The sequence below is a fragment of the Turicibacter sp. KK003 genome (assembly GCF_037014675.1).
In the GTDB taxonomy this organism is placed as follows: domain Bacteria; phylum Bacillota_I; class Bacilli_A; order MOL361; family Turicibacteraceae; genus Turicibacter; species Turicibacter faecis.
This window is the reverse complement of the sequence record NZ_CP142738.1, coordinates 1,329,881-1,352,119: the sequence shown is the minus strand read 5'-3', so window position 1 is coordinate 1,352,119 and position 22,239 is coordinate 1,329,881. Positions and strand designations below refer to the sequence as shown.

The window sequence follows — 22,239 nt, the reverse complement described above, 5'->3', positions numbered from 1 at the left end:
AGGATTGAAATGGTGCAAACTAATCCCATTAAATCCATCATCTCTCGTTTCCTATAAGTACAATTTATGGTAAAATAAAGAGATAAGTGTAGAATGGGAGTGTGAGTAACGTGAACTTAAATCAAACGCGGATTAAAAATCGAGCAGCCAATCCTGCTGTTTTTTCGCGTGCTCAGGCCTTTTATAACAGTGGGGGAAAAATTCAATACTATGTGACGTATGATCCAACTGATTTATATCAGATCTTTGCAGAAGTCGAAGACGATGGACAAACCTATCATATTTTAATTAACTTAGATGACCAGAGCAAGATTCTTCATGACCAGTGTGACTGTGGAACATTTTTATCTAATTTTGGCTCATGTAAACATGCGATCGCTGTCTTATTAAAGGTTTATGAGGATCAAATTAGAAATAAGTTAGTGATTCATTCGGCAGGCGATGGGTCCGATGCCATCATCGATGAATTATTGACGTCATATGAGTTGCAATTATCATCGGTTATCTATCAGGAATGGAATGAAAAGGATGTAAGCCTCGTTCCCAAACTTGTGATGGGAGATGAGCATCAAGAATTAGGATTTGAGGTATCAGTAAAAAAGCAACGCGCTTATGTCGTGCGCGATATTTATAAACTCGCGACGGATATTTTAAATGAGAATGTCGTGAGTTATGGCAAAGAGCTTCAGTTTAAGCATTCGATGCTTCAATTTGATTTGCAGTCGCGACCATTTGCTCGATTTATTTGTGAAATTATCCAAGAATACGATGTTTATGCGAAACAACTACCGACGCTTGGCCCCGTTAAGGCGACCAAGTGCCTAGCTTTAACGCCAAGATGGTTAGACCAATTTTATCAACTGTATCAAGGGCAGACACTGGCCTGTGATATAAGTGGTCTTGCCTCGCAGGTGATGACCTTACATCCGTATGAGCCTACGATTGAATTTCGATTGACGCAGGAAGGGACAGATTACTATTTATCGCATAACTTGGGGCCCTTTCGATTAGGCGCGGGGTTAAACTATTCTTATATTTTTTGCGAACATGAGTGTTTTCGTTGCGATGAGTCGTTCGTTAAGAAAATATTTCCTATTTTAAGGACATTGACGCAGTCTTCTCATTATGAATTGCAGATGAACGAGGCCCACATGTCGCGCTTTTTATCACTCGTTGTTCCAAATATTAAAGAGTATATTAAAGATACATCGTTAGATTTACTGTATGAAACGTTTAAAGTTTATCCCCTAGAGGTTAAATTTTATCTGGATTCGTTAAAACGCGGGGGGATTGGATTAGATGTCCATTTTTGCTATGGTGAAACGATAATCAAGGTTCATGAAACTACTGCGTCAACAGGGGCCATTTTGCGAGATGCGTTAAAGGAAACACAGGCTTTAGCAATGGTGGAACAGTATCAATTTAAGAAGGGAACCTCGAATGCCTATGCACTAGAAGATGAGGAACTCATTTATTCTTTTTTACAAGATGGGATTGATGAGTTAAAAAAAATAGGGAGTGTTTATGCATCTGAAAGTTTTAAAGCGATTAAGATTCAGGAACCGAAGAGTTTTTCCGTAGGAATTCGTCTTAAAAACGATTGGCTCAGTTTAAATTTTGATGACTTAGAATTTTCGGCAGCTGAATATAAAAAAATCCTTGCTTCTTATCGCCAAAATAAAAAATATTTCCGTCTAAAAGATGGATCATTTATTAATTTAAAAAACGACTATGTTGAAAAATTAGCATCTTTTATGGATGATTTAAGCATTGATGAAAGGCAACTCGATGAAACAGAAATTTTGATCCCTAAATATCGGGCGCTATATTTAGATCAATTAATGAAGGTCAGTCCGACGCTTTCTATTAAACGCGATACATCATTTGATGCACTCGTCGAAGAGTTTCATCACGTTGAAGATGCAGAGTTTTGTATTCCGCCATCACTTGCGAAAACACTGCGCCATTATCAAGAGACAGGTTATCGTTGGTTAAAAACGTTGTCTAAGTATCAAATGGGAGGAATTTTAGCAGATGATATGGGGCTTGGGAAAACATTACAGGTCATTTCAGTTCTTGTATCCGAACAAGAAAAAGGAACAAAATGTAGTGAACCCCAAATGTTGAACTTAATATTATGCAGCTAATTGGCTGGTACGAATTCGGTATTTGACTGGACTCATACCAGCCAATTTTCTTTTAATTCGTTTATGATTATAGTAGTAGATATAGTTTTCAATGGCTTCTTTTAACTCCTCATAGGTTTTAAATGTCTTTCCATAGTACATTTCTTGTTTAAGGATTCCAAAGAAGTTTTCCATCGGTGAATTATCTAGACAATTTCCTTTTCGTGACATACTTTGAAAAATTTTATGTGTTTTTAATGCTTTAACCCATTTTTGATGTTGATACTGCCAACCTTGATCGGAATGAAGGGTTATTCTATATTTTGCTTGTTTGAGAATAGGTAGGACCTGATTCAGAGATTCCATGACAAAATTCAAGTCAGGTTTATGGCTCATTGAATAGGACAAAATTTCACCGGTTGCCATGTCCATGATTGGGCTTAAATATAATTTCTTTCCTTCCTGCGTTTTAAACTCAGTCACATCTGTTGTCAATTTCTGATACGGATAAGGGGTATTAAATCGGCGGTTAATTCGATTCTTAGCCACTGTTCCAACAGTTCCTTTATACGAACGATATTTACGTGATTTATGACTAAACTTAACGCAAATAATTCCACGCTTTTTCATCAGACGATAGACTTTCTTATGGTTAACCCGATGACCTCGATGATGAAGCTCATCTGTGATTCGACGATAACCATAATTCTCATCATTTTCTTTAAAAATGCTTAAAATAAGATTTTCAAGTTCTTGATCTGGATTCTCTTGCGCCATCTTTTTAACCCAATAATGATAGGTTGATTTAGGAAATTTTGTGACCTTTAAAATATCACTTAATTTAAAATTAGCCGTTAATTCTTGGATGATTCTTGTCTCGATTTGATTCTTTGGTTCCATGGCGTAATCCCATGGGCGTGACACTTTTTTAAGTATTCATTCTCAATTCTGAGTAATTTAATTTCTTCTTCTAATTGTTGTTCACGTGTTAAAGTTTTCGGTTGTTTAGATGCTTTTAATTTTGGCATAGGGCTTTGAGACCTTCCTTTCGGTTTAAGTAATGCCTCTACACCGCCTTTTAGAAACGTTGCATTCCAATTCGCAATCGTTCCTATATCTGATATTCCAAAATGAATAGCAGTTTGGCTATATGAAGCACCTGTTGTCTTGATATAGTTTAATACATTTAATTTAAATTCTCCAGTATATACTTGTTTTTCTTTTGGTTGTAATCCGTTTTTTCCTTCTTGTTTATACTGTCTAACCCATGTTTCAATTTGTGATTGACTTGGAATCTGATATTTCTTAGCAAGCGATCGATAACCTAAAGTCCCTTGTAAATATTCATTAACAATCCTTAATTTGAATTCTGGACTATATTTAGCCATAGAAAAAACACCCCTAACGTTAGATTTTTTAGTCTAACATTTGGGGTGCACATCAAAACCGGCATTGATTGTAGCCCCAAGTTCCCTTGTTTATAACTGGGAACGTGAGATTCATAAATTTGCACCGACGTTGAAAACCATCATTGTTCAAGGAACGCCCAAAGTTAGGGAGCAACTGATTGAACAAGGGGCTAACGTCGATGTTGTGATTACGTCATATGATTTAATCCGACGCGATATTTCTCATTATGAAAATCAAAGATTTAGATACTGTATTTTAGATGAGGCCCATTATATTAAGAACCATAGCACGCTAAGCTCAAAAGCAGTAAAAAAAATTAAGGCTGAGGTACGTTTTGCCTTAACAGGGACACCTATTGAGAATTCATTATCTGACTTATGGTCTATTTTTGATTTTATTTTACCGGGGTATTTTGGGACATATACGCAATTTAAGAAAAAATATGAGGCTCCGGTGATGAAAAATCAAAATTTAAATTTATTGAGTCGTATTCATCAACAGGTTGCCCCCTTTATTTTACGACGTCTGAAAAAGGACGTGCTGAAAGAATTACCAGAAAAAATTGAAACGAGTCTCTATTGCGAGATGGATAAGACGCAAAAAGACTTATATTATGCGATGGTTTATGAAATGAAAGAAGAAATGAACAGTGAAATTAAAACGCAAGGTATCGAGCGAAGTCGCATTAAAATTTTAGCCTTACTCATGAGATTGCGACAAATTTGCTGTGATCCTGCCCTTTACTTAGAAAATTATAAAGGGGAAAGTGCGAAGTTGCAGTTATGCTTACAATTAGTTGAAGAATGTATCGCGACGGGGCATAAGGTTTTAATTTTTTCACAGTTTACGTCGATGCTTGATATTCTGTCAAAGGCCCTTCAACAAAAAGAAATCGAACACTTAATGTTAACGGGTGCCACAAAAACAAGTGAGCGGTTAGCATTAACTGAACAATTTAACACCGACCACACGCCCGTCTTTCTTATTTCTTTAAAAGCGGGAGGAACTGGATTAAATTTAACAGGCGCGGATGTGGTGATTCATTACGATCCATGGTGGAATATGAGTGCGCAAAATCAGGCCACTGACCGTGCCCACCGATTAGGTCAAGAGAAAAAGGTTCAAGTGTTTAAATTATTTGTAAAAGATACGATTGAAGAGAAGATTGAGCAATTACAAAAACGAAAACGTGATTTGACAGAAGCAATCGTTCAGGAAGGTGAAACCTTTATTAATCAATTAAGCAACGAAGAATTGGTTCAACTTTTTGAGGATGATTATTCATTTTAATTGACAAACGATATAATATTGCATAAAATGAAACTAAATATGAATGCGTTGATTGAGAAAGAGTAATTTAAGACCTATTTTAAAGAGAGTCGATGGTTGGTGTGAATCGATAAATAACTTGAATGAATGGGCTCAGGAGCGGAACTTGAATAAAAAAAGTAGGGAACCCGGATAACGACCGTTAACAGTTTGAAGTGAAATAACGACAATCGTTATTTAAATGAGGTGGTACCGCGGTTTTAATCGTCCTCTATCGTGAGATAGAGGGCTTTTTTTTATGGCCAGGAAAATGAATGAAAACATGAAAGTTATATTGAAAAGGAGTCGATAGCATGTCAAGAATTTTATCAGCTATTCAACCGTCAGGAACATTGACAATTGGAAATTACTTAGGGGCGTTAAAAAATTTCGTTGAGTTACAGGATGAGCATGATTGTTTATTTTTCATCGTTGATCAACATGCGATTACAGTCCCACAAGATCGCCTAGAGCTACGCAAACGAATTAAAGAGTTAACAGCCCTTTATTTAGCGTGTGGACTTGACCCAAATAAAGCAACCATCTTTATTCAATCAGAAGTCCCAGGACACACACAATTGGCTTGGATGTTAACATGTAATACCTCAATGGGTGAACTTGAACGCATGACGCAATATAAAGATAAGGTTCAAAAGCAAACGGCTAAAGGACAAGGAATTAGTGCTGGATTATTTATGTATCCTGTTTTAATGGCAGCTGATATTTTATTATATGATGTTGACTTTGTCCCTGTTGGGGATGACCAAAAACAACACGTGGAATTAACGCGTGATTTAGCAGAACGCTTTAATAACCGTTTCGGTGAAACGTTTAAAGTCCCTGAGGTGTGGATCCCTAAAAGAGGGGCACGCGTCATGTCTTTACAAGAGCCAACGAAAAAAATGAGTAAGTCAGATGATAACCCACGTAACTTTGTTTTAATGACGGATGAACCAAATGTGATTCGTAAAAAAATAAAGTCGGCCGTGACTGATTCAGATGGCGTTATTGCTTATGACCGTCAAAATAAACCGGGAATTTCAAATTTATTAGATATCTATTCAGCCTTCACTTCTGAATCGATTGAATCACTCGTCGTACGTTATGAAGGATGCGGATATGGTCAATTTAAGTCAGATTTAGCTGAGATTGTTGTTGCAGAGCTTGAACCGATCCAACAACGCATGAAAGAGTTGCTAAAATCGAATGTGATTGATGAGGTGCTTGATGCGGGGGCAAAAAGAGCTAATCAATTAGCTTTTAAAAAAGTTAAAAAAGTAGAACATAAAATGGGATTAGGACGTAAAAAATAAGAAGGGAAAGCAGCACTTGAACTAAAGTGCTCTTTTTTTATTATTTGACTTAACTCGGCACTGTTTAACGAGAAATAAGAGAGGATGTGCATGTGGGTGATGAAAAAGGTATTAATTATTGGAAGTCCTGGTGCTGGAAAAAGTACATTTGCCAGACGATTACGTACAATCACGGACTTACCGCTTTATTATTTAGATCAAATCTGGCATTGTTCAGATGGGACACACATTTTGGAACAGGCATTTGATCAACAATTAGAACGCTTATTACAAAAGGATCAATGGATTATTGATGGAAATTATAGTCGGACCCTCGAACGGCGCTTAGCAGCTTGTGATACGGTGTTTTTACTTGATTACCCAGTAGAGGTTTGTCTACTGGGGGCAGCTTCAAGAATTGGCCATCAACGGGAGGATTTACCCTGGATTGAACGGGAGTTTGATGCCGATTTTAAACAACACATTTTAGACTTTCCTCAAAAAAGATTACCTTATCTGTATGAGCAATTAGCAGCTGTCAAATTAGAAAAGACAATTATCGTCTTTAAATCGCGGGACGAGGCACAACTTTATTTGAAAAGGTTAGCGAATAAGGGGCGATGCGTGGGAGATAAAAGGGGGGAATAGGATTCTTTTTGTTGTCGAAACAACTGATTAAACGACGTAATATTGCTATTATTTAGGGTTACTGTGGAAGGTATTGACAATAGTAGCTGGCCTAAATTACAATGAGGATAATAGTTACGAAGTTAGATGGGGGCATAATATGGGGAAGATTTTGGTTTTTTTATTTGATGGGATGACGGATTATGAAATTTCATTTATTTGTCATGTTTTGCGCACAGACGCGGGGAAAGATATTATCACGGTTGCCTACGAAGATCGTGTGATTAAATCACAGGCAGGATTTAATTTAGACCCTGACTGTACCTTGTCAGAAGTCGTTGATTTAGATGTTGAAGGATTAATTTTATGCGGGGGGCGCGAGGTAGATATTAAACCTTCATTAATGAGGCTGATTAAACGTTGTGATAAGGAAAGAAAATTATTAGCTGCTATTGGTACAGCGGGAACCATTATGCTAGCAAAATCAGGGGTTTTAGATGAAGCAACGTATACGACGCCATTAACGGCATGGACGACAAAATATCAGTATGTCTATGGGATTCAGGATCCATTTCCTCGAGATAATTATATTGATAAACGATTGGTCCGTGACCGTCATATCATTACCGCACAAAGTATCGCTTTTTTAGATTTCACCTTAGAAATTTGTGCATGGTTTAAGTTATTTCAAAATCATCAGGAAAAGCACGCGTTTGCTCGCTTAGTTAAGGGGGCTTAAAAGATTAACTCTTTATCAAAGAGTTAATCTTTTTTTATAGGGAAAGATTCGACTCTTCAATTTTCTTTTTTTGAGTATTTTTTTAAAAATATGACAAAGATGAACAAAGTTATACAGCACAAATAAAACAATCCATTACTTTTTTTAGCGAAAAAAGAGGGATATAAACTAGTTAGGCTCAAGATAGGATATAATGAATGGTAAGAATAAGATGAAATGGGGAGTTTATATGCCAGACATAAAATCGATCTTATTGCTGTGTTCCTTTTTATGCTTTATTACGGGGATTTTTAGTCCAGAAGTGATTATTAGATGGGGGATTCCTTCGGTTAAAACTCGAAAACGCGTGTTATGGACGTTTGGGATGATGACATTACTGCTTGTTGGGATTAGACAGCTTACGGAGTTTGCATCTGTTGAGGATAGCGCGACGAATCATCAAGGGCAAGGGGTCAATGTAGAGACCTTTGTTTTTTCTAGTCCGGAGGAGGAGCAGCAAAAAATTTATAAATTAACGTCATCGGTTCAAAATAATCAGTTAGAGATTAAAATTGTGAATCAGCAGATGGCATCGGATCGTGCGGTAGAGAAGGCTCCTGAGGGCTATGAGTTCGTTCAATTAGACGTAAACATTACAAATAAAATGGATGAACCGTCTACGATAAATCTTGCAGATCTTCAATTACAGACTGAAACATTAGAGTTTCTTCTACCGATGAAAGATCATTTACCTACACAAAAACTGGAGTTATTACCGCAGGAAAGTAAGACTGTTTCACTCGTCTATTTGCAACCGACCAAACAGGAGCAATTAATGTTCTCTTATTTGCCAACGTCATCTGAGGAGGAGACATCTGAAGAAGAGGAAGTCAGTGTGAGTCAAATTGGCGATATAGTGAAAGCAAAGCAGGCGATGATTCAAGTGCACGAGGTTAAACGAGAGGCCTCAAAAAAAGAGGGATATGAGACACTTTTAATTTCCTTAAGTCTTAAGAATTCAACGGATATGACGGTTAATTATTATCCTTTTCACTTTTCACTTGCTGCCGACGGGTTAACCCAGCGGGTGAAACCAACCATTGATATGAGTGAGGTAAAAACACTTGGAATAAGTGAGCTCGTGGGTGGAGGAATGGTTAGTGGGACATTAATTTTTGAAATTCCACAGGGGATTCAACAATTACGTCTTCATTATGATGAACCTTCTTTGTTTTCAACACAATCCATTGAAATTGATTTAACCTCAACGAATGAGGAGGCAACACCGCTACAGCCAGAAGTTAAATTAAATGAGCAGTGGCAAGCGAGCGACGCTCTTAATGACCATCACTTAGAGGTTACAAAGGTGGAATTCGTTAAGGAGACAAAATATACAAAAGCTAAAGATCATCAGCAATTTGTTATTGTCGGGGTTGAGTTGAGTAATCAATCGACTGAAAAGCAGGACTATACTGCCTTTGATTTTAAATTAATAAATGAGCAAGGACGCCTTATTTTACCTAACTTATTGTTAATTGATAATCAGTCAGAGTTAACAAGTGGTTCGCTCGAACCTTCAGAAAGTGTTCAAGGCTACCTATTATTTGAAGATACAGATCTTTATACAACTTATCACCTCTTATATTCACCGTCACATTGGAAATCAGGTGAAGGTCTAATAAAGGAACTTCATCCATCTGGGGAGTAATGCCTCAATGGGGGAGAAGCAAATAAAATTTTATGAGGGAAAATGGTGACCTCATTCATTATTTTTGGACACACCTTATCGTTAAACGGGATGGCATTTGTAGATGAAATAGAAAGGGATTGGGGATAAGAGATGAAACAGCAGTTATTTAATGAATTAGTATTGGAAGAACAACGCCCCTTCTCAAAGTGGGATTATAGTTATTTAAAAGAGACGCAGCGGATGGTTCAGTTTCCTTTAATATGGAAATTCCCCCAGGTGATTAAGCCTTATTTACGGGATGGAGAATGCCTCGTACAGATGAATAGATTAGATGAAACTGATTGGGCTAGTTTCACTTCTTTGTCAAAGAGGACAGTTGCTCTAGAAACGAAGGAAGACCATTTATTAAAGACGAGACAACCTTTAAATAATTTAGGGATTAAGGTAGTCTTTGGTGATGAAGGAGCATTGTTACCTTTTGAGAACGAAACCTTTGATGTGATGATTAATCGCAATCAAAGGTTTCAGGTGGATGAGGTCTCTCGGGTCTTGCGCGAAAATGGGTACTTTATTACCCAGCAAATTGGTGGATTAAGTAATGGTGAATTAAATGTTTGGTTAAACGTGGAACCGACGAGTTATTCCAATTGGCGCCTTCAAGTCGCAGTAGAACAATTGAAAGAGTCTGGATTCACGATTATTGAGGTGAAAGAGGATATCTCTAAAACTCGTTTTTATGATATAGGGGCAATTGTTTATTACCTGAAGACGATGACCGAGCAAATTCCTGATTTTTCCGTTGAAAAATACTTTGATCGTTTAGTCACAATGAAAAAGGTGATGGACGAAGAGGGACATTTAGATGTTACAAGGCATCGATTCTTAATTGTTGCAAAGAAAGAAACGAACGAAAATATGGAATAGGAGATCATAGGAAGGAGCTGTCGTAAAATGACTTATCTTCAAAAGTCATAGAGCGAGAGGCTCTTTTTTTGTGCTCGTTTATAAAGGTGAAAACTATTGACTGAAAATATTCTTCTCATTTTGTTAGAAGCATGCATATCAATCGGAGTTTGTATTTTTGATAGTAGGTAAGCAATTGACTCTGTTGATTACTGGAAGAGTGAAGCTGAGACTCTACTTGTTTCTCTTTGACTAGTTCTTAAATTAATTGTCTAACTTCTTAATCTGTGTGTAATTTTGATAAAATAAATTAAAAGAAGTGAAGGGGAATTTGGTGTAAACAATCATGGCGGTGTTTAAAAGAAGAGCAATAATCTATAATAGATTTAGGTTTATCAATTTTAAGAGGATAAGGTAAGGAAAAGTTAATTTAATAGCACGGGAAAACGCATTTAGAAATGAAATGTTTGATTAATCGATTGAGGGGAATGAATAAATTTTTAGAGAAACGGATTTTTTTACTTAATTTTTAAGGTATAATTTTTATTAAAAGTAGCCAGTGCTAGGAGGACTAACCATGCAATTTTTAAAAGACTATCCCCGTAAAAAAATTACGTTACAGGAAATTGAACAGCATTATCTATTAAAGGATTATCGAGAGTTATATGATTTTATTTTAAGTCTCATTGAGCAAGAGCTTATTTCCCCAATTAAAAGTAGTGGGAGGAATGGGAAAAAACCATCATTGTATAAAAGTTATCGCCTTAAGATTTCCCTTGAAAACGAAAAATCTTTACAGGACGAGGTGACGTATGTGTTTCACCCCCTATTAAATCAGGAGTATTATTTAACTCATCTTAAGCAATATCAATTAGATCGAGAATCCATCTTAAAAATAAATAATTTTTTTAAAAATAAGCGAGAGTTGTTACAAAAATCCACGTCGATAAACGAACGCAGTTTTCAAATTTTTACCCAAGAGAAGTTTTTAGCAACTGAAGGAAAGCGCCTATTAAAAAATTTAGGTCTTTCGCTAGAAGATTTAAATTTATATGAAACGGCGGAACCGTTAGCTTATTTTAGCCTATCTAAGAAGACACCACAAACCATTTTAATTATTGAAAATAAAGATACCTTTTATAGTTTACGGAAGCATTTGATGTCTGGAAAGACAACCATCTTTGGTCAGGAGGTTCAGACGCTCATTTATGGGGGTGGAAAAAAAGTTTGGAAAGGCTTTTGTCATTTTGAGGAAAGTGTTGAGCCATTTTTGCTTCATGAATTAAATCGATTTTATTATTTTGGAGATTTAGATTATGAGGGAATTTTAATTTTTGAACAGTTATGTGCCGAGTTTTATTGTGAACCCTTGGTGTCAGCTTATGAGGCGATGGTCAAAAAAGCGACCCATCTTTCTTTACCCCAAACCAAGGAGGGGCAAAATCGGAATGAGAAAGGTGTGTTTTTTAGTTATTTTGAGGAGACGTCGCAGATGCGGGCCATTTTAGAGGCTGGTTTGTATATTCCACAAGAGATCGTAACAATGAGTGACTTTTAGGAGGTCTAGCAAATGCAATATGATTTTTTACGACAGTTTCAAACACGGATGAAAAAAGTTGGAGCCTATGCTGTCCTTTTTAAGAATAGTTTAGCAAAAACAACATGGAAAACGTACGGATTTGAGGAGTCGTTTGAACAAGTTAATTTACTATTTTCCGTGTTGCTCTACATTATGGAGAGTTCTTTAAAAGAAGAGCCTTGCACAATGGATGATATTGCTAATTTTATTGATCAGTTAAACCTCTCTGTTTATCAAAAGGCGTTATCGTATGAAGAAGCTAAAGAATTGGCTACTTTTATTGTGGATGTCGTATTTTGTAACGAGGGACGCCCGATGTATTTTGAAAGTTATAATTATGAGAAAAAGGGGTATGAACCGATCCATATTAGTTTTATTGCAAATGAAGTCGTTTACCTTGAGGAAGGTGTTCGGCGAACATCATATTCTTTAACGGATGCAGGCTATGAGTTAATGTTATCAACGCTTGAGGTGGATCGTCATTTACAGTTAACGATTCAGGAGATGGTTTTCAAATTACATTTAGAAAAAGCGACGTATGATAAAGCCGTCGATGATGTGAAAAGGATTTTTGATTTGTTACGCATGCAGTGTCAAAGAATTGAAGGGGATATGCGAAAAATTAGACAAAATGTCTTACTTTACTCTGCCAAAGATTACCGAGAACGGATTGAACAAGATTTAACGATGATTCAAGAAACAAAAACGAAATTTTTAGGTTACCGGGAAAATATTAAACACCGAGTGGAAGAACTTGAAGAAAAAGATATTGCCATTCAAAAATTGATGGATGACGAGCGTGAAAACTTACAACACTTAAAAACAATTGAACAGTATTTAAACCGATCGCTTGATGAACATCAACGAATTTTAAATTCTCATTTTGATTTAAAGATTCTGTATGAAAAGGAATTAGAAGGGCTGATTCAAATGAGCGGGATTCGGCGCTTTAATTTGCGGACAGAGGTTTATGACGTTTTATTAAAAAATCCCGATGTTTTAGAATCGATGGACGATTTTTTAAGACCACTCTGGATGCGCCCCCTTCATAAAACATACGATTTAACGAAAAGTTTTGCCCCTCAGCGCCCCCTTTATAAAAGGAAAAAGGAAGAAGAGTTCTTTGAAACATTTGAAGAGGAGTCGTTCGAGGAATTTATGGATGAGCAAAAAAGACAACGATTGATTCGTTATAAGAAGAGTCTATGTCTAATTTTAAGTTTTGTCATTAAATCAGGAAGCCTTGAGTTGAATGAGTTAAAAGAACAGTTAACACCACAAGATATTCAGGTGTTAATTCCGACGGTTGAAATCTTTAAAGAAATTGTGATTGAATTATTGCAAGCAAAAGAAATCGATATCGAACAATTAAAAAGAGAACAACTTGAGCGGACATTTGAACAAACGTTGGAATTTCAACTCAATCGGTGTTTACTTGATGTGTTAGAAGAATCTTTTATTAATCAGCAGATTCAAAAAATAGAAGTGATGCGAACAAAAGAGAATGAAGTCGTTAGATTTGAAGAGGTCGTAGACGAAAACGGGCGGAAAAAGAGCATTCAATGTTCTAATATTCGATTCGAGGTGAGCTAGATGGATTATACGCGTGAAGAGATACGGCTAAGCCAACAGATTTTTTATTATTTACTAAAACATCGAGAGTTAAATGAACAGAAGGAGAAGGAACTTTATTATGCTTATACGGCAAATGAGGCGGTCATTGAACTGGTTAAAGGTCAAGGTGAAATTGCCAGTTGTCTCATCCAACGTTATGGGAGTAGTATTTATTTAATTCCCGAGGAAGAAAATGAATTTTTAGGTTTTTCTAAGGTAGAATTGAAAAAGCTGTTATGTAAATCTCAGGCGACGGATAAAGATTATTATTTATCACAATTTGTTATTTTAACGTTACTCGTTGAATTTTATGACGGACAAGGACAAAGTGCGAAAAGCCGCGATTTCATTCGTGCCGGTGAGTTGCAAAATATTATTTCTGAACGTTTGAAAGAAGGGGCTAGTTATTATGATGAACAGGCGCAACAACAATTAGGAATTGCTTATCAAAATATGCTAGAAGCTTTTGAGTCACTTCGAAGTAGTGATCGAACGAATCGACAGAAAACAACAAAGGAGGGGTTTTTGTCTGGAATTTTAAAGTTTTTACAAGATCAGCAACTCATTGATTATATTGAAGAAGATGAAATGATTTGGACAACTAAAAAATTAGATCAATTAATGGATTATTATCTTTTAAGTCAAAATAATTTTAAGCGGTTTCAACAGATTTTAAAGGAGGTTTCAGATGAGTCGCATTAATCGAATTCGGATTGTTAATTTAAATTATAATCATCAGGCCTTTCGGATTGATGATGAGTGCTTTGATTTGGCGACTGAAAATACGTTATTTTCTTTACGAAATGGGGGAGGAAAGTCCGTTTTTATTCAAATGATAACTGCCCTTTTTGTTCGTAAAGGATATCGTCATGCGGGAGATCGGAAGTTTGAAAGTTATTTTACGACGAATCAACCGACGTTTATTATGGTCGAGTGGTGCCTTGATCAGGGGGCAGGTTATGTTTTGACTGGAATGATGGTACGGAAAAATCAAGAGATAAAAGATGAGGAGAATAGTCCTGAACTTGAAATGATTAACTTTATTTACGAGTATGAGAGTGAAAATGAATACGATATTAAACACATTCCCATTCTTATTCAAGAAGGAAATAAAAAGTCTTTAAAAGGGTTTTATGTGTGCCGCCAATTATTCGAGTCGTGTAAACAAAATAAACAATTAAACTTTTATTACTATGACATGTACCAACCGGCGAGAAGCCGGGAGTATTTTACTAAGCTACGAGAGTATCAAATTTATTCGAAGGAATGGGAGACCATTATTAAGAAGGTTAACTTAAAGGAGTCTGGGCTTTCAGAGTTATTTAAAGATGCGAAGGATGAGAAAGGGCTTATTGAAACGTGGTTTTTAAAAGCAGTTGAAAATAAATTGAATCAGCATCAAAATCGGGTGAAGGCTTTTGAAGAGTTAATGACAAAGTATGTGAATCAGTATAAAAAGAATGAAGAGAATTTTAAACGCCAAGAAGGAATTTTACTGTTTCGTCAAGAGATGGAGACGGTACTGACACTTGAGGAGCAACTGTTAAGTCATGAATCGACGATGCTTAAGTATCAGGAGGAGTTAGCAAAGCTATATGCGATTTTAGAACTATTAAGGAAAGAAGCGCTTCAATTCAAAGAGGAGGCAGAAAGTCAGTTAACCGAGTTTAAATTACAAACACATCAACTGCTATATGAACAAAGGTCATTAACCATTCATGGGTTGATGGATGAGTTAGTGGAATTAGGAAAGGAACAAAAGCGACAAATTCAACAATTAGAGCAGTTAAAAGCGCAAGAAGGAAAAATACAAAAGCAGGCGTATATTTATGAGGCTGCTCGAAGCTATCAGACGTATGTTCGAGCTTCAGAGGACGTTCAGCGCGCAGAGTCGGCGTTAGAGGTGGCGAAAAAAAGTGAACAAGAGTTGCTTCCACGCCTACAGGATTTGGGTTATAGTTTAAGTGTCGTGTATGAGGAGGAACTGGAGAGAAAAACTAAAGAAGTTGAAAAAATTGGCTGGGATTTAAAAGATAAAGAACAGGAGCGATTACGTGCGCAGCGAGAGATCCAATTAAAACAAGAGGAGCGGCAAACCCTTTCGCAAACAATCGGCCGATTAGAGGCGATGCTTTCTCAATTTGAACAAGAAGAAAAGCGATTATCGACTCGCTACTTAGAACCGTTTGAAAGAAATCTAGAGGGATTTTATTTAAACGGCTGGCTCGAGACAAAGGTTGAACAGATTACAAAGGAATTAGACGAGGCGAAAAAGCAAAACAAAAAACTGTTAGAGGAAGAGCTTAAACTTAAGGAACAACACCATCAGGTTAGTCGAGATTTAGAGGATTTAAAAGAATCGTTAGGATTGGTGAAAGCTAGTGTCCAAACGAGCCACGAAAAAATGCAGAGGTTAGAGGAAGAACTTAGAATTCGCCATAACATAGGACGCTATATTGAATGGCCTGAAGATAACGTATTTGATAAAGATGGAATGATTGAGGCCTTCCGCCAAAAGCGTCAAGTGATTGAAGAAGGATTACGTTCTTATGAACGTGAAATAGATCGTTTAAAGCAAGAAAAACGACAATTACAAGCAGGGGATGTGGAAGAATTACCAGAAGAATTATCACAGCGATTAAAAGACGTTGGGATTCAACCGATTCGAGGAATCGAGTGGTTAAAACGAAACGGAAATACGATGGAAGTCAATCAAGCGTTGATTAGAAAAAACCCTTTTTTACCGTATAGTCTCATTTTAAATGAATCACAGATGAAACAATTAAAGGAATTATCCCTTGAAGTGAGCACTTCATTTCCTATTCCGCTTTTATTACGTGAATCATTAGAATCAACACCGGTCTTTGTTCACGCATCAGGTTACTGTCAGTTAGATACTTTTCCATTTTATGTCTGGTTTAATGAAGAATTATTAGACGAGCAACGCCTAGCACAATTACTGCTTGTAAAAGATCATTCCATTGAAGAACTCATGCAAAAGTGTGACAGAAGTCGCGAGACCCTGAATCATTATGACAACCAATTAGCAACTTTAAGTTACCAACAGTTATCGAAAGACAGTTATCAAAAGGCGAAACGGCAAGTGAAAGAGGCCGTGGAGTCTCAAGAAAGATTACATCAACAAATTATTGAGTTACAACAGGAAAAAGAGCGACTAAATGCAATATCTGAATCGCTTCAAAAAAATCTAAGGAGGCTAAAGGATAAAGTTTCTAAGTTAGAGATGAAAGAGAAAGACTTTAGTTTGTTTTTAAAAAGCTATGCGGACTATTTAAAAAATCATCGATTGTATTTAGAGGCGAAGGAGAATCAAGAACGATTAGTTGAAGAATTAGAAGCTTTGGCGGACCTTCAACAAGATCTTCATCAATCGATTGACCGGTTAAAATCGAGCGAGCAAAAATCACATTATGATTTAGAGAAAACAAACGAGTCTTTTACACGATTTGTTATCTATGAAGAAGGAACCCTCATTCAAAAGGATGTAGAAGATTTATTATCCGAATACGATGCGATTGAAAAACAAATGGAGGGCGCATTTAAGCAAACTCAGGATGAGTTATCTCGGGCGAATGCGCGCTTTAAAGCTGCTGAAAGTGAGTTAGATACATTAACTAAACGCTATGAGTTATTAGATGCAGACTATCGTTTTGTAACCTATGATTGTTTGTTAGAAGAAGAAAATTTACATGAATTAAGCCGATTAAAGCAACAGTATGAAGAGCAAAAGCAAGTTATTCATGCGTTGGATATCCTTAAAGGAAAAATTGAAACAAAAAAAGAGGGAGAGTACAGTCGATTAAAACGTGAATTAGGTGAGACAGAGATTTTGGATAAATCACAAGTCATCGTGCGTGATTTTGAGCGGTTATTAGTTGTCAATAACAAACAAGTAGCGTCGATGGAACAAAAGGTCAAGGATCTTGAGAAGAAAGTGGAAATTTACGAACGTGAAAAATCTAGTTTATCTGACTATCAGCAACCGTTGAGTCAAGCGTTAGTAATGGACACCTCTTACCGACTATATGAAGAAAGGGATTGGGAATTAAAGCGAAAATTGCTCATCCGTGATTACCGGACAGAAAAAGAAAGTCGTGGAAAGGTTGAACGTCAGGTTAGTGATGAGTTTCATCGATTAAATCGTCTGAGTTTAGTTGAAGATGAATTTTTCTTAAAGATTCTTTCGCATTTTGATAAATATAAATATAATCCTCGCGTGTTTATGGAACAGTATGAACTGAAAAATGAGGTGCTTGAAAATCTAATGGGTCAATTAGCGGTTAATATTCAGATGATTGAGCAAGAGAAGGAGACAGTCATTCAATTATTACTTGATTATGTCGAAGAAGTTAACCAACAATTAAAGCTCATCGATCGAAATTCAAGTATTCCTATTCGCGGTAAGCGTGTTAAAATGTTAGAAATTGAAATTCCAAAATGGGAAGAAAATGAGCGTCTTTATTATCGACGGATGAACGAGTTCGTTCATTCGGTGACGGAACATTGTCTAACATTAATGGAAGAAAACACGCCGGTTGAGGAGTTTATTGGAACGCATTTGAAAACGACCCTCTTATACGATACAATCGTTGGAACGGCTAATATTAGAATTCGCTTATTTAAAATTGAAGAGCAGCGGGAATATCCGATTACTTGGGAACAAGTGGCTAAAAATTCCGGAGGGGAAGGCTTCCTATCCGCGTTTGTGATTTTAACAAGTTTACTGTCTTTTATGAGAAAGGATGAAACCGATATTTTTTCAAGTTGTGAAGAGGGAAAAGTCTTACTAATGGATAATCCTTTTGCGCAAACGAATGCTGCCCATTTGCTTAAGCCCCTTATCGAATTGGCAAAAAAAAATAATACCCAATTGATTTGCTTATCCGGACTTGGTGGAGATTCCATTTATAGTCGTTTTGAAAATATTTATTCATTAAGTTTAGTTCCATCGAGCTTTAAAAAAGGTTGTTCCTACATGAAAAGTAAACATATTAAAGGGGAAATCGGCCAACACTTGCTCATTCCTTCGCGGGTTTACATCGAAGAACATCTTGAGGATACAGAGGATTTATTATTTTAAGCGTTTAAAAGCATATGCTGTGGTCTAGATTTAACGTTGAATGATTTGGGCATATGTGGCAGCTAGTGAAGTAGGGTTTGATAGATGAGCTTTTCTATTTAATTTAAAAAATATTTAAATGAGAAGAGGAATTTTACGAAAAACTCATTCATCTAGAGGGTAGTTATTGATGTGGAGACGATAAAAAAGGTGACAGTGTTGTCACCTTTTTTTCATGTGTATAAATGGTTAAGGGAGTGGAATGCTAGTAAAATAGGGCTAGACGTAAGGAGAAATAACTAATGACTATCGTTTTAAGTGTTAATCAGTTACAGAAGGTTTATGAGGGAAAAGTTCCCTATCAAGCGTTAAAGGATATAAATTTTAAATTGAAAAAGGGCGAGTTTGTCGCCATTATGGGACCGAGTGGAAGTGGAAAATCGACATTATTGCAAGTTATTTCAACGATTGATTCGCCTACAGGGGGAAGCGTATTAATAGATGGGAAAAATCCACATCAGATGGTGAAAGAGGAGTTAGCTTCATTTCGAAGACGTGAGCTCGGCTTTATTTTTCAGGATTTTAACTTAATTCATACGTTAACGGTGGAGGAAAACATCATGTTACCGTTATCACTTGAAGGCGTTCCTGCTAACGAAATAACTAAACGGACACGCGAGGTGGCGAGATATTTAGGGATTGAAGCCCTCTTACCTAAACGGACCTTTGAAATATCAGGTGGTCAGGCACAGCGTGTTGCTATTGCACGTGCTGTTGCGCATCAGCCCTCATTAATTTTAGCTGATGAACCAACAGGAAACTTAGATTCTAAGGCGACAAAGGATGTCATGAACCTGTTGAAAACTTTAAATAAAGAGATGGATAGCACGATTTTAATGGTTACGCATGATGCCTATGTGGCAAGTATGTGTCATCGCGTCTTATTTATTAAGGATGGTCGGATTTACCAGGAAATCGTAGCAGGGGATCATGAATCTGAGTTTTACCAACGTATTCTTGATATGTTAACCTTTTTAGGAGGTGATCACGGTGACGTTAATGCAAATCGCCTATAAAAATATTAAGCGCAGTCAAAGGACTTATTTGGCTTATTTGCTGAGCAGTACGGTGACCATTTTGTTGTTCTATCTTTTTAGCGCGGCAGCGATGCATCCTAATCTAACGGTTATTGAGAATGGATCAACATTATCTATTGCATTGGGGGCCGGAAATTTTATTATTTATGGATTTTCCTTCTTATTTATTGGCTACTCTTCCTGGGCATTTTTAATGTCTCGTGGAAAACAACTCGGGACATATATCATTTTAGGAATGTCCCCAAAACAAATGAAAAAAATGCTATTTTGGGAAAATGTTTTAATTGGACTTGTTGCTATTGCTCTTGGATTAATAGGGGGGATTCTTTTTTCGGGTCTATTCTTTAAACTAGTTAGCAATTTATTTGGAATGGGGGATTTCCAACTTTACGTTCCGATTGTTCCAGTTCTTTTAACAACCGTGTTATTTTTCGGATTGTTTTTAATCATTGGATGGCTAACGCCTCGCTTTGTGTCGCATCAAAAGATTCTTTACTTTTTGAAAAGCGATCGCTCTTACGCGCAACGAATCCAGTTGTCTTTACTAAAAATAATTTTATCTGGTTTGGTGTTAGGTGGTTTAATTAGTTTATTAACCCCAAGTATTGGAAGTCGTTTTGGGGAAATGTGGACTCCGCTTCTTGGAGCGTGTGGTGTGGGATTTATTTTTCTGTTAACTCCGCAACTAGGAGCCATTTATGTGAACGTAAAGAAAAGTTCAAAGGATTATTTAAAGGGAATTAATCTATTCGCCACATCTGAGGTTTCTACTTCGTTGAAGGAAAATACAACGATGCTCTCGCTAAATACGCTACTATTAACGGTTGCCTTCTTAACGATTTGCGCGCTCGGTTCTATGGAACGTAATGTGCTTAAATCGGTAACATCAATTATGCCATTTCCGTATATCTATATTGAACGTCCGGAAAATACACATGCCTTAACGGATATCAAACGTTTAGATGATCAATTATTATCAATGGAAGGAGTGGAAAAAATTTCGTATGAGATCTTAAGAAAGGAATATGGCTATGGATTTTTAAAAGCAAGTGATTTTAATCAAATTCTTATCGCAAAAGGAACCCCTCCAATGGAGTTAGCGTCGCAACGTGTGCTTATATTACCCGGGGATAAGAATATGAAGTTAAAAAATCTTTCATTATTGCCGGAGGCAAAGGAACAATTGAACGAATTTTTAACGGGCGATTTAGAGGTTCAAAAAGTAGAACAAATGGTGAGTCAAACAGGTGCCTATCGTTATATTTATGTGATTGATGATCCCCTTTGGCAACAACTGAAAGATCAAGCGGCAGACAATCTGTCGATTGAATCGTATACAGCCTACCAGGACAAACAGTGGCTGAATCATTTAAAGGTAGCAGACGAATTAGAAAAAGAGCTAGCACAGGACGAAATAGATTGGGATTATAGCTATTCTTTTAGTACGTTAGGGCGTTATTACGAATCAGAATTGTTAACGAAAAAACTATGCCTTTTCGTTGGGGTCTCAATCAGTATTATCTTTTTAGTGGCCTCTGTGAGCCTCATTTATTTTAGACTTTATACCTCGTTAGATCGCGAGCAACAAAAATATCACGCCCTATATAAATTAGGGTTTTCAAGACAAGAGATGTACCAAACAATCGGGCGAAAAGTTCGTTGGCTCTTGTGGGCTCCTTTTTCAATCGCTCTTTCGATGATGTGGCTTGGAGTGTTTTATATTGAGTCGCAGACAGCGATTAGTATTTTAACATTATCCTTGAAATACAGTGCCTTATTTCTCGTCTTATATTTCCTCTTTTACGGAATTGTGGTTCGGGTTTATCGACATAAATTTATTGAAGAGTAGGCGTAACATCACGGTGGGTTATGCCGAAGGATCCTAACGTTCGTTAATAAAGATGTTGAACCATAAGGTCTCACAAGTTAAGCACATTAAAAAGTAGGGGAAGAAATGCGGAGATTAAAGAGAGAGGCTTAGGAGTTCATGAGGTTAATTGATGGGTGAAAGGATAAGGATTTTTTTAACGATGGGCCTTTGGAGTGGCTTGTACAGGAAGTAAAAAATGGAAACTTAACGAAAGAAAAACCTAGTGATTTATTCACTAGGTTTTTTGAGGTTGGGGTGGGTTAAAGGTGTGTTACTGCTGGCAGCTAAAACACCAACTAGCGAATATTTGATGGTCATTGCCAAATAAGAGGTCAATTGATGTTCTTTTCGCTTTTCCTTGTTTTTGATTAAATCAACCCAGGTGGAAACGATAGCATCTGTATAAAAATGGGTTAAAAAATCTTTGTAGCCTAATTCTAAACGCTGATGGGTAACGTTTTCTCCATGTTCAATAATAGAGGTGACAACAGCATAAAAATCGTCGTAAAAGATTTTCTTTAAGGCAGTATGACCTAAAGAGTCATAGGCCCCTATGAGCATCGCCTCATTTTCATCGATGTAATGAATCATAAAAGTGATCGCTTCTTCATATTCGGCAATTAAATCAAACTGATGAAGGATATCGATGGCTTCTTGTTCAAAAAGCCACTTTAAAAGGTGATAAATATCATTGAAATGATAGTAAAAAGTTTTTCGATTGACGTGACAAATTTTAATGAGTTCACTGATAGTAATTTTATTAAAAGGTTTGTCTTTCATCGTTTCCTTTAGCGCATTTGCGAGCGCCCTTTTCGTCATAAATGAATGTTTTTCTTGGTTCATTGGCGGCCTCCTTACAGGTATTTTAGAAGGCTTCCTTTCATTTGGCAATGGTCAATCTAACGAATTTGTGGGGAATTTATGA

Annotated in this window: 16 protein-coding genes and 1 other annotated feature; of the genes, 13 read left to right on the top strand and 3 right to left on the bottom strand. The window is 36.6% G+C overall.

The window, feature by feature from the left end:
* Window positions 1-110: 110 nt before the first annotated feature.
* On the top strand, window positions 111-2,147 hold the full coding sequence (locus VXM77_RS06630) for an SNF2 helicase associated domain-containing protein (protein WP_338505757.1): 2,037 nt from the start codon (window positions 111-113) through the stop codon (window positions 2,145-2,147).
* Here the strand turns inward: VXM77_RS06630 and VXM77_RS06625 are convergent.
* Window positions 2,136-3,026, bottom strand: a complete 891-nt coding sequence (locus VXM77_RS06625) for an IS3 family transposase (RefSeq protein WP_161832944.1) — start codon at window positions 3,024-3,026, stop codon at window positions 2,136-2,138. The genes VXM77_RS06630 and VXM77_RS06625 overlap by 12 nt on opposite strands.
* Complete coding sequence (locus VXM77_RS06620) at window positions 2,981-3,514, bottom strand: helix-turn-helix domain-containing protein (protein ID WP_161832943.1); 534 nt, start codon at window positions 3,512-3,514, stop codon at window positions 2,981-2,983. The genes VXM77_RS06625 and VXM77_RS06620 overlap by 46 nt, the downstream gene beginning before the upstream one ends.
* Window positions 3,515-3,554: 40 nt before the next feature.
* Here VXM77_RS06620 and VXM77_RS06615 point away from each other — a divergent pair, with 40 nt between their 5' ends.
* The 12 genes from VXM77_RS06615 to VXM77_RS06560 all read left to right on the top strand — a co-directional run bounded on the left by VXM77_RS06615 (window position 3,555) and on the right by VXM77_RS06560 (window position 21,293).
* The gene (locus tag VXM77_RS06615; RefSeq protein WP_338505754.1) at window positions 3,555-4,826 is read left to right on the top strand and encodes a DEAD/DEAH box helicase; all 1,272 of its coding nucleotides are present in this window, start codon (window positions 3,555-3,557) and stop codon (window positions 4,824-4,826) included.
* Between the two features lie 39 nt (window positions 4,827-4,865).
* Window positions 4,866-5,080 (top strand) — a binding site (T-box leader).
* Between the two features lie 78 nt (window positions 5,081-5,158).
* Window positions 5,159-6,157: a tryptophan--tRNA ligase gene (gene trpS / locus VXM77_RS06610; protein WP_338505753.1), complete on the top strand. Its 999-nt coding sequence runs from the start codon at window positions 5,159-5,161 to the stop codon at window positions 6,155-6,157.
* Between the two features lie 99 nt (window positions 6,158-6,256).
* Window positions 6,257-6,784: an adenylate kinase gene (locus tag VXM77_RS06605; RefSeq protein WP_338507424.1), complete on the top strand. Its 528-nt coding sequence runs from the start codon at window positions 6,257-6,259 to the stop codon at window positions 6,782-6,784.
* 139 nt (window positions 6,785-6,923) lie between these two features.
* Window positions 6,924-7,502, top strand: a complete 579-nt coding sequence (locus tag VXM77_RS06600) for a DJ-1/PfpI family protein (protein WP_161831356.1) — start codon at window positions 6,924-6,926, stop codon at window positions 7,500-7,502.
* Between the two features lie 229 nt (window positions 7,503-7,731).
* Window positions 7,732-9,189 carry a DUF4352 domain-containing protein gene (locus VXM77_RS06595; RefSeq protein ID WP_161831354.1) on the top strand — a complete coding sequence of 486 codons (1,458 nt, stop codon included), beginning with the start codon at window positions 7,732-7,734 and terminating at the stop codon, window positions 9,187-9,189.
* 132 nt (window positions 9,190-9,321) lie between these two features.
* Window positions 9,322-10,095 (top strand): SAM-dependent methyltransferase, encoded by a 774-nt coding sequence (locus VXM77_RS06590; protein WP_161831352.1) that lies wholly within the window; start codon window positions 9,322-9,324, stop codon window positions 10,093-10,095.
* A 556-nt stretch (window positions 10,096-10,651) separates the two neighbouring features.
* Window positions 10,652-11,632 carry a Wadjet anti-phage system protein JetD domain-containing protein gene (locus VXM77_RS06585; protein WP_338505752.1) on the top strand — a complete coding sequence of 327 codons (981 nt, stop codon included), beginning with the start codon at window positions 10,652-10,654 and terminating at the stop codon, window positions 11,630-11,632.
* Between the two features lie 12 nt (window positions 11,633-11,644).
* Window positions 11,645-13,246 carry a hypothetical protein gene (locus VXM77_RS06580; RefSeq protein ID WP_338505751.1) on the top strand — a complete coding sequence of 534 codons (1,602 nt, stop codon included), beginning with the start codon at window positions 11,645-11,647 and terminating at the stop codon, window positions 13,244-13,246.
* On the top strand, window positions 13,247-13,969 hold the full coding sequence (locus VXM77_RS06575) for a DUF6063 family protein (RefSeq protein WP_338505750.1): 723 nt from the start codon (window positions 13,247-13,249) through the stop codon (window positions 13,967-13,969). It abuts the gene before it with no gap.
* A complete protein-coding gene (locus VXM77_RS06570; RefSeq protein ID WP_338505749.1) occupies window positions 13,956-18,368 on the top strand; it encodes a hypothetical protein in 4,413 nt (1,470 codons plus the stop codon). Before VXM77_RS06575 ends, VXM77_RS06570 begins: the two co-directional genes overlap by 14 nt.
* 281 nt (window positions 18,369-18,649) lie before the next feature.
* Entirely contained in the window at window positions 18,650-19,423 is a 774-nt protein-coding gene (locus tag VXM77_RS06565; RefSeq protein WP_161831342.1) for an ABC transporter ATP-binding protein, read from the top strand.
* Window positions 19,407-21,293, top strand: a complete 1,887-nt coding sequence (locus tag VXM77_RS06560; protein ID WP_237658884.1) for an ABC transporter permease — start codon at window positions 19,407-19,409, stop codon at window positions 21,291-21,293. The genes VXM77_RS06565 and VXM77_RS06560 overlap by 17 nt, the downstream gene beginning before the upstream one ends.
* A gap of 249 nt (window positions 21,294-21,542) precedes the next feature.
* Here the strand turns inward: VXM77_RS06560 and VXM77_RS06555 are convergent, their stop codons facing one another.
* Complete coding sequence (locus VXM77_RS06555; protein WP_161831338.1) at window positions 21,543-22,157, bottom strand: TetR/AcrR family transcriptional regulator C-terminal domain-containing protein; 615 nt, start codon at window positions 22,155-22,157, stop codon at window positions 21,543-21,545.
* Window positions 22,158-22,239: the final 82 nt, after the last annotated feature.

Excerpts from the sequence above, each read along its gene's own strand:
- VXM77_RS06560 (WP_237658884.1), top strand. The coding sequence starts at position 19,407 with ATGCAAATCGCCTATAAAAATATTAAGCGCAGTCAAAGGACTTATTTG.
- VXM77_RS06620 (WP_161832943.1), bottom strand. The coding sequence starts at position 3,514 with ATGGCTAAATATAGTCCAGAATTCAAATTAAGGATTGTTAATGAATAT.
- VXM77_RS06595 (WP_161831354.1), top strand. The coding sequence starts at position 7,732 with ATGCCAGACATAAAATCGATCTTATTGCTGTGTTCCTTTTTATGCTTT.
- VXM77_RS06555 (WP_161831338.1), bottom strand. The coding sequence starts at position 22,157 with ATGAACCAAGAAAAACATTCATTTATGACGAAAAGGGCGCTCGCAAAT.
- VXM77_RS06605 (WP_338507424.1), top strand. The coding sequence starts at position 6,257 with ATGAAAAAGGTATTAATTATTGGAAGTCCTGGTGCTGGAAAAAGTACA.
- VXM77_RS06590 (WP_161831352.1), top strand. The coding sequence starts at position 9,322 with ATGAAACAGCAGTTATTTAATGAATTAGTATTGGAAGAACAACGCCCC.
- VXM77_RS06565 (WP_161831342.1), top strand. The coding sequence starts at position 18,650 with ATGACTATCGTTTTAAGTGTTAATCAGTTACAGAAGGTTTATGAGGGA.
- VXM77_RS06585 (WP_338505752.1), top strand. The coding sequence starts at position 10,652 with ATGCAATTTTTAAAAGACTATCCCCGTAAAAAAATTACGTTACAGGAA.
- VXM77_RS06570 (WP_338505749.1), top strand. The coding sequence starts at position 13,956 with ATGAGTCGCATTAATCGAATTCGGATTGTTAATTTAAATTATAATCAT.
- VXM77_RS06580 (WP_338505751.1), top strand. The coding sequence starts at position 11,645 with ATGCAATATGATTTTTTACGACAGTTTCAAACACGGATGAAAAAAGTT.
- VXM77_RS06575 (WP_338505750.1), top strand. The coding sequence starts at position 13,247 with ATGGATTATACGCGTGAAGAGATACGGCTAAGCCAACAGATTTTTTAT.
- VXM77_RS06600 (WP_161831356.1), top strand. The coding sequence starts at position 6,924 with ATGGGGAAGATTTTGGTTTTTTTATTTGATGGGATGACGGATTATGAA.
- trpS (WP_338505753.1), top strand. The coding sequence starts at position 5,159 with ATGTCAAGAATTTTATCAGCTATTCAACCGTCAGGAACATTGACAATT.
- VXM77_RS06625 (WP_161832944.1), bottom strand. The coding sequence starts at position 3,026 with ATGGAACCAAAGAATCAAATCGAGACAAGAATCATCCAAGAATTAACG.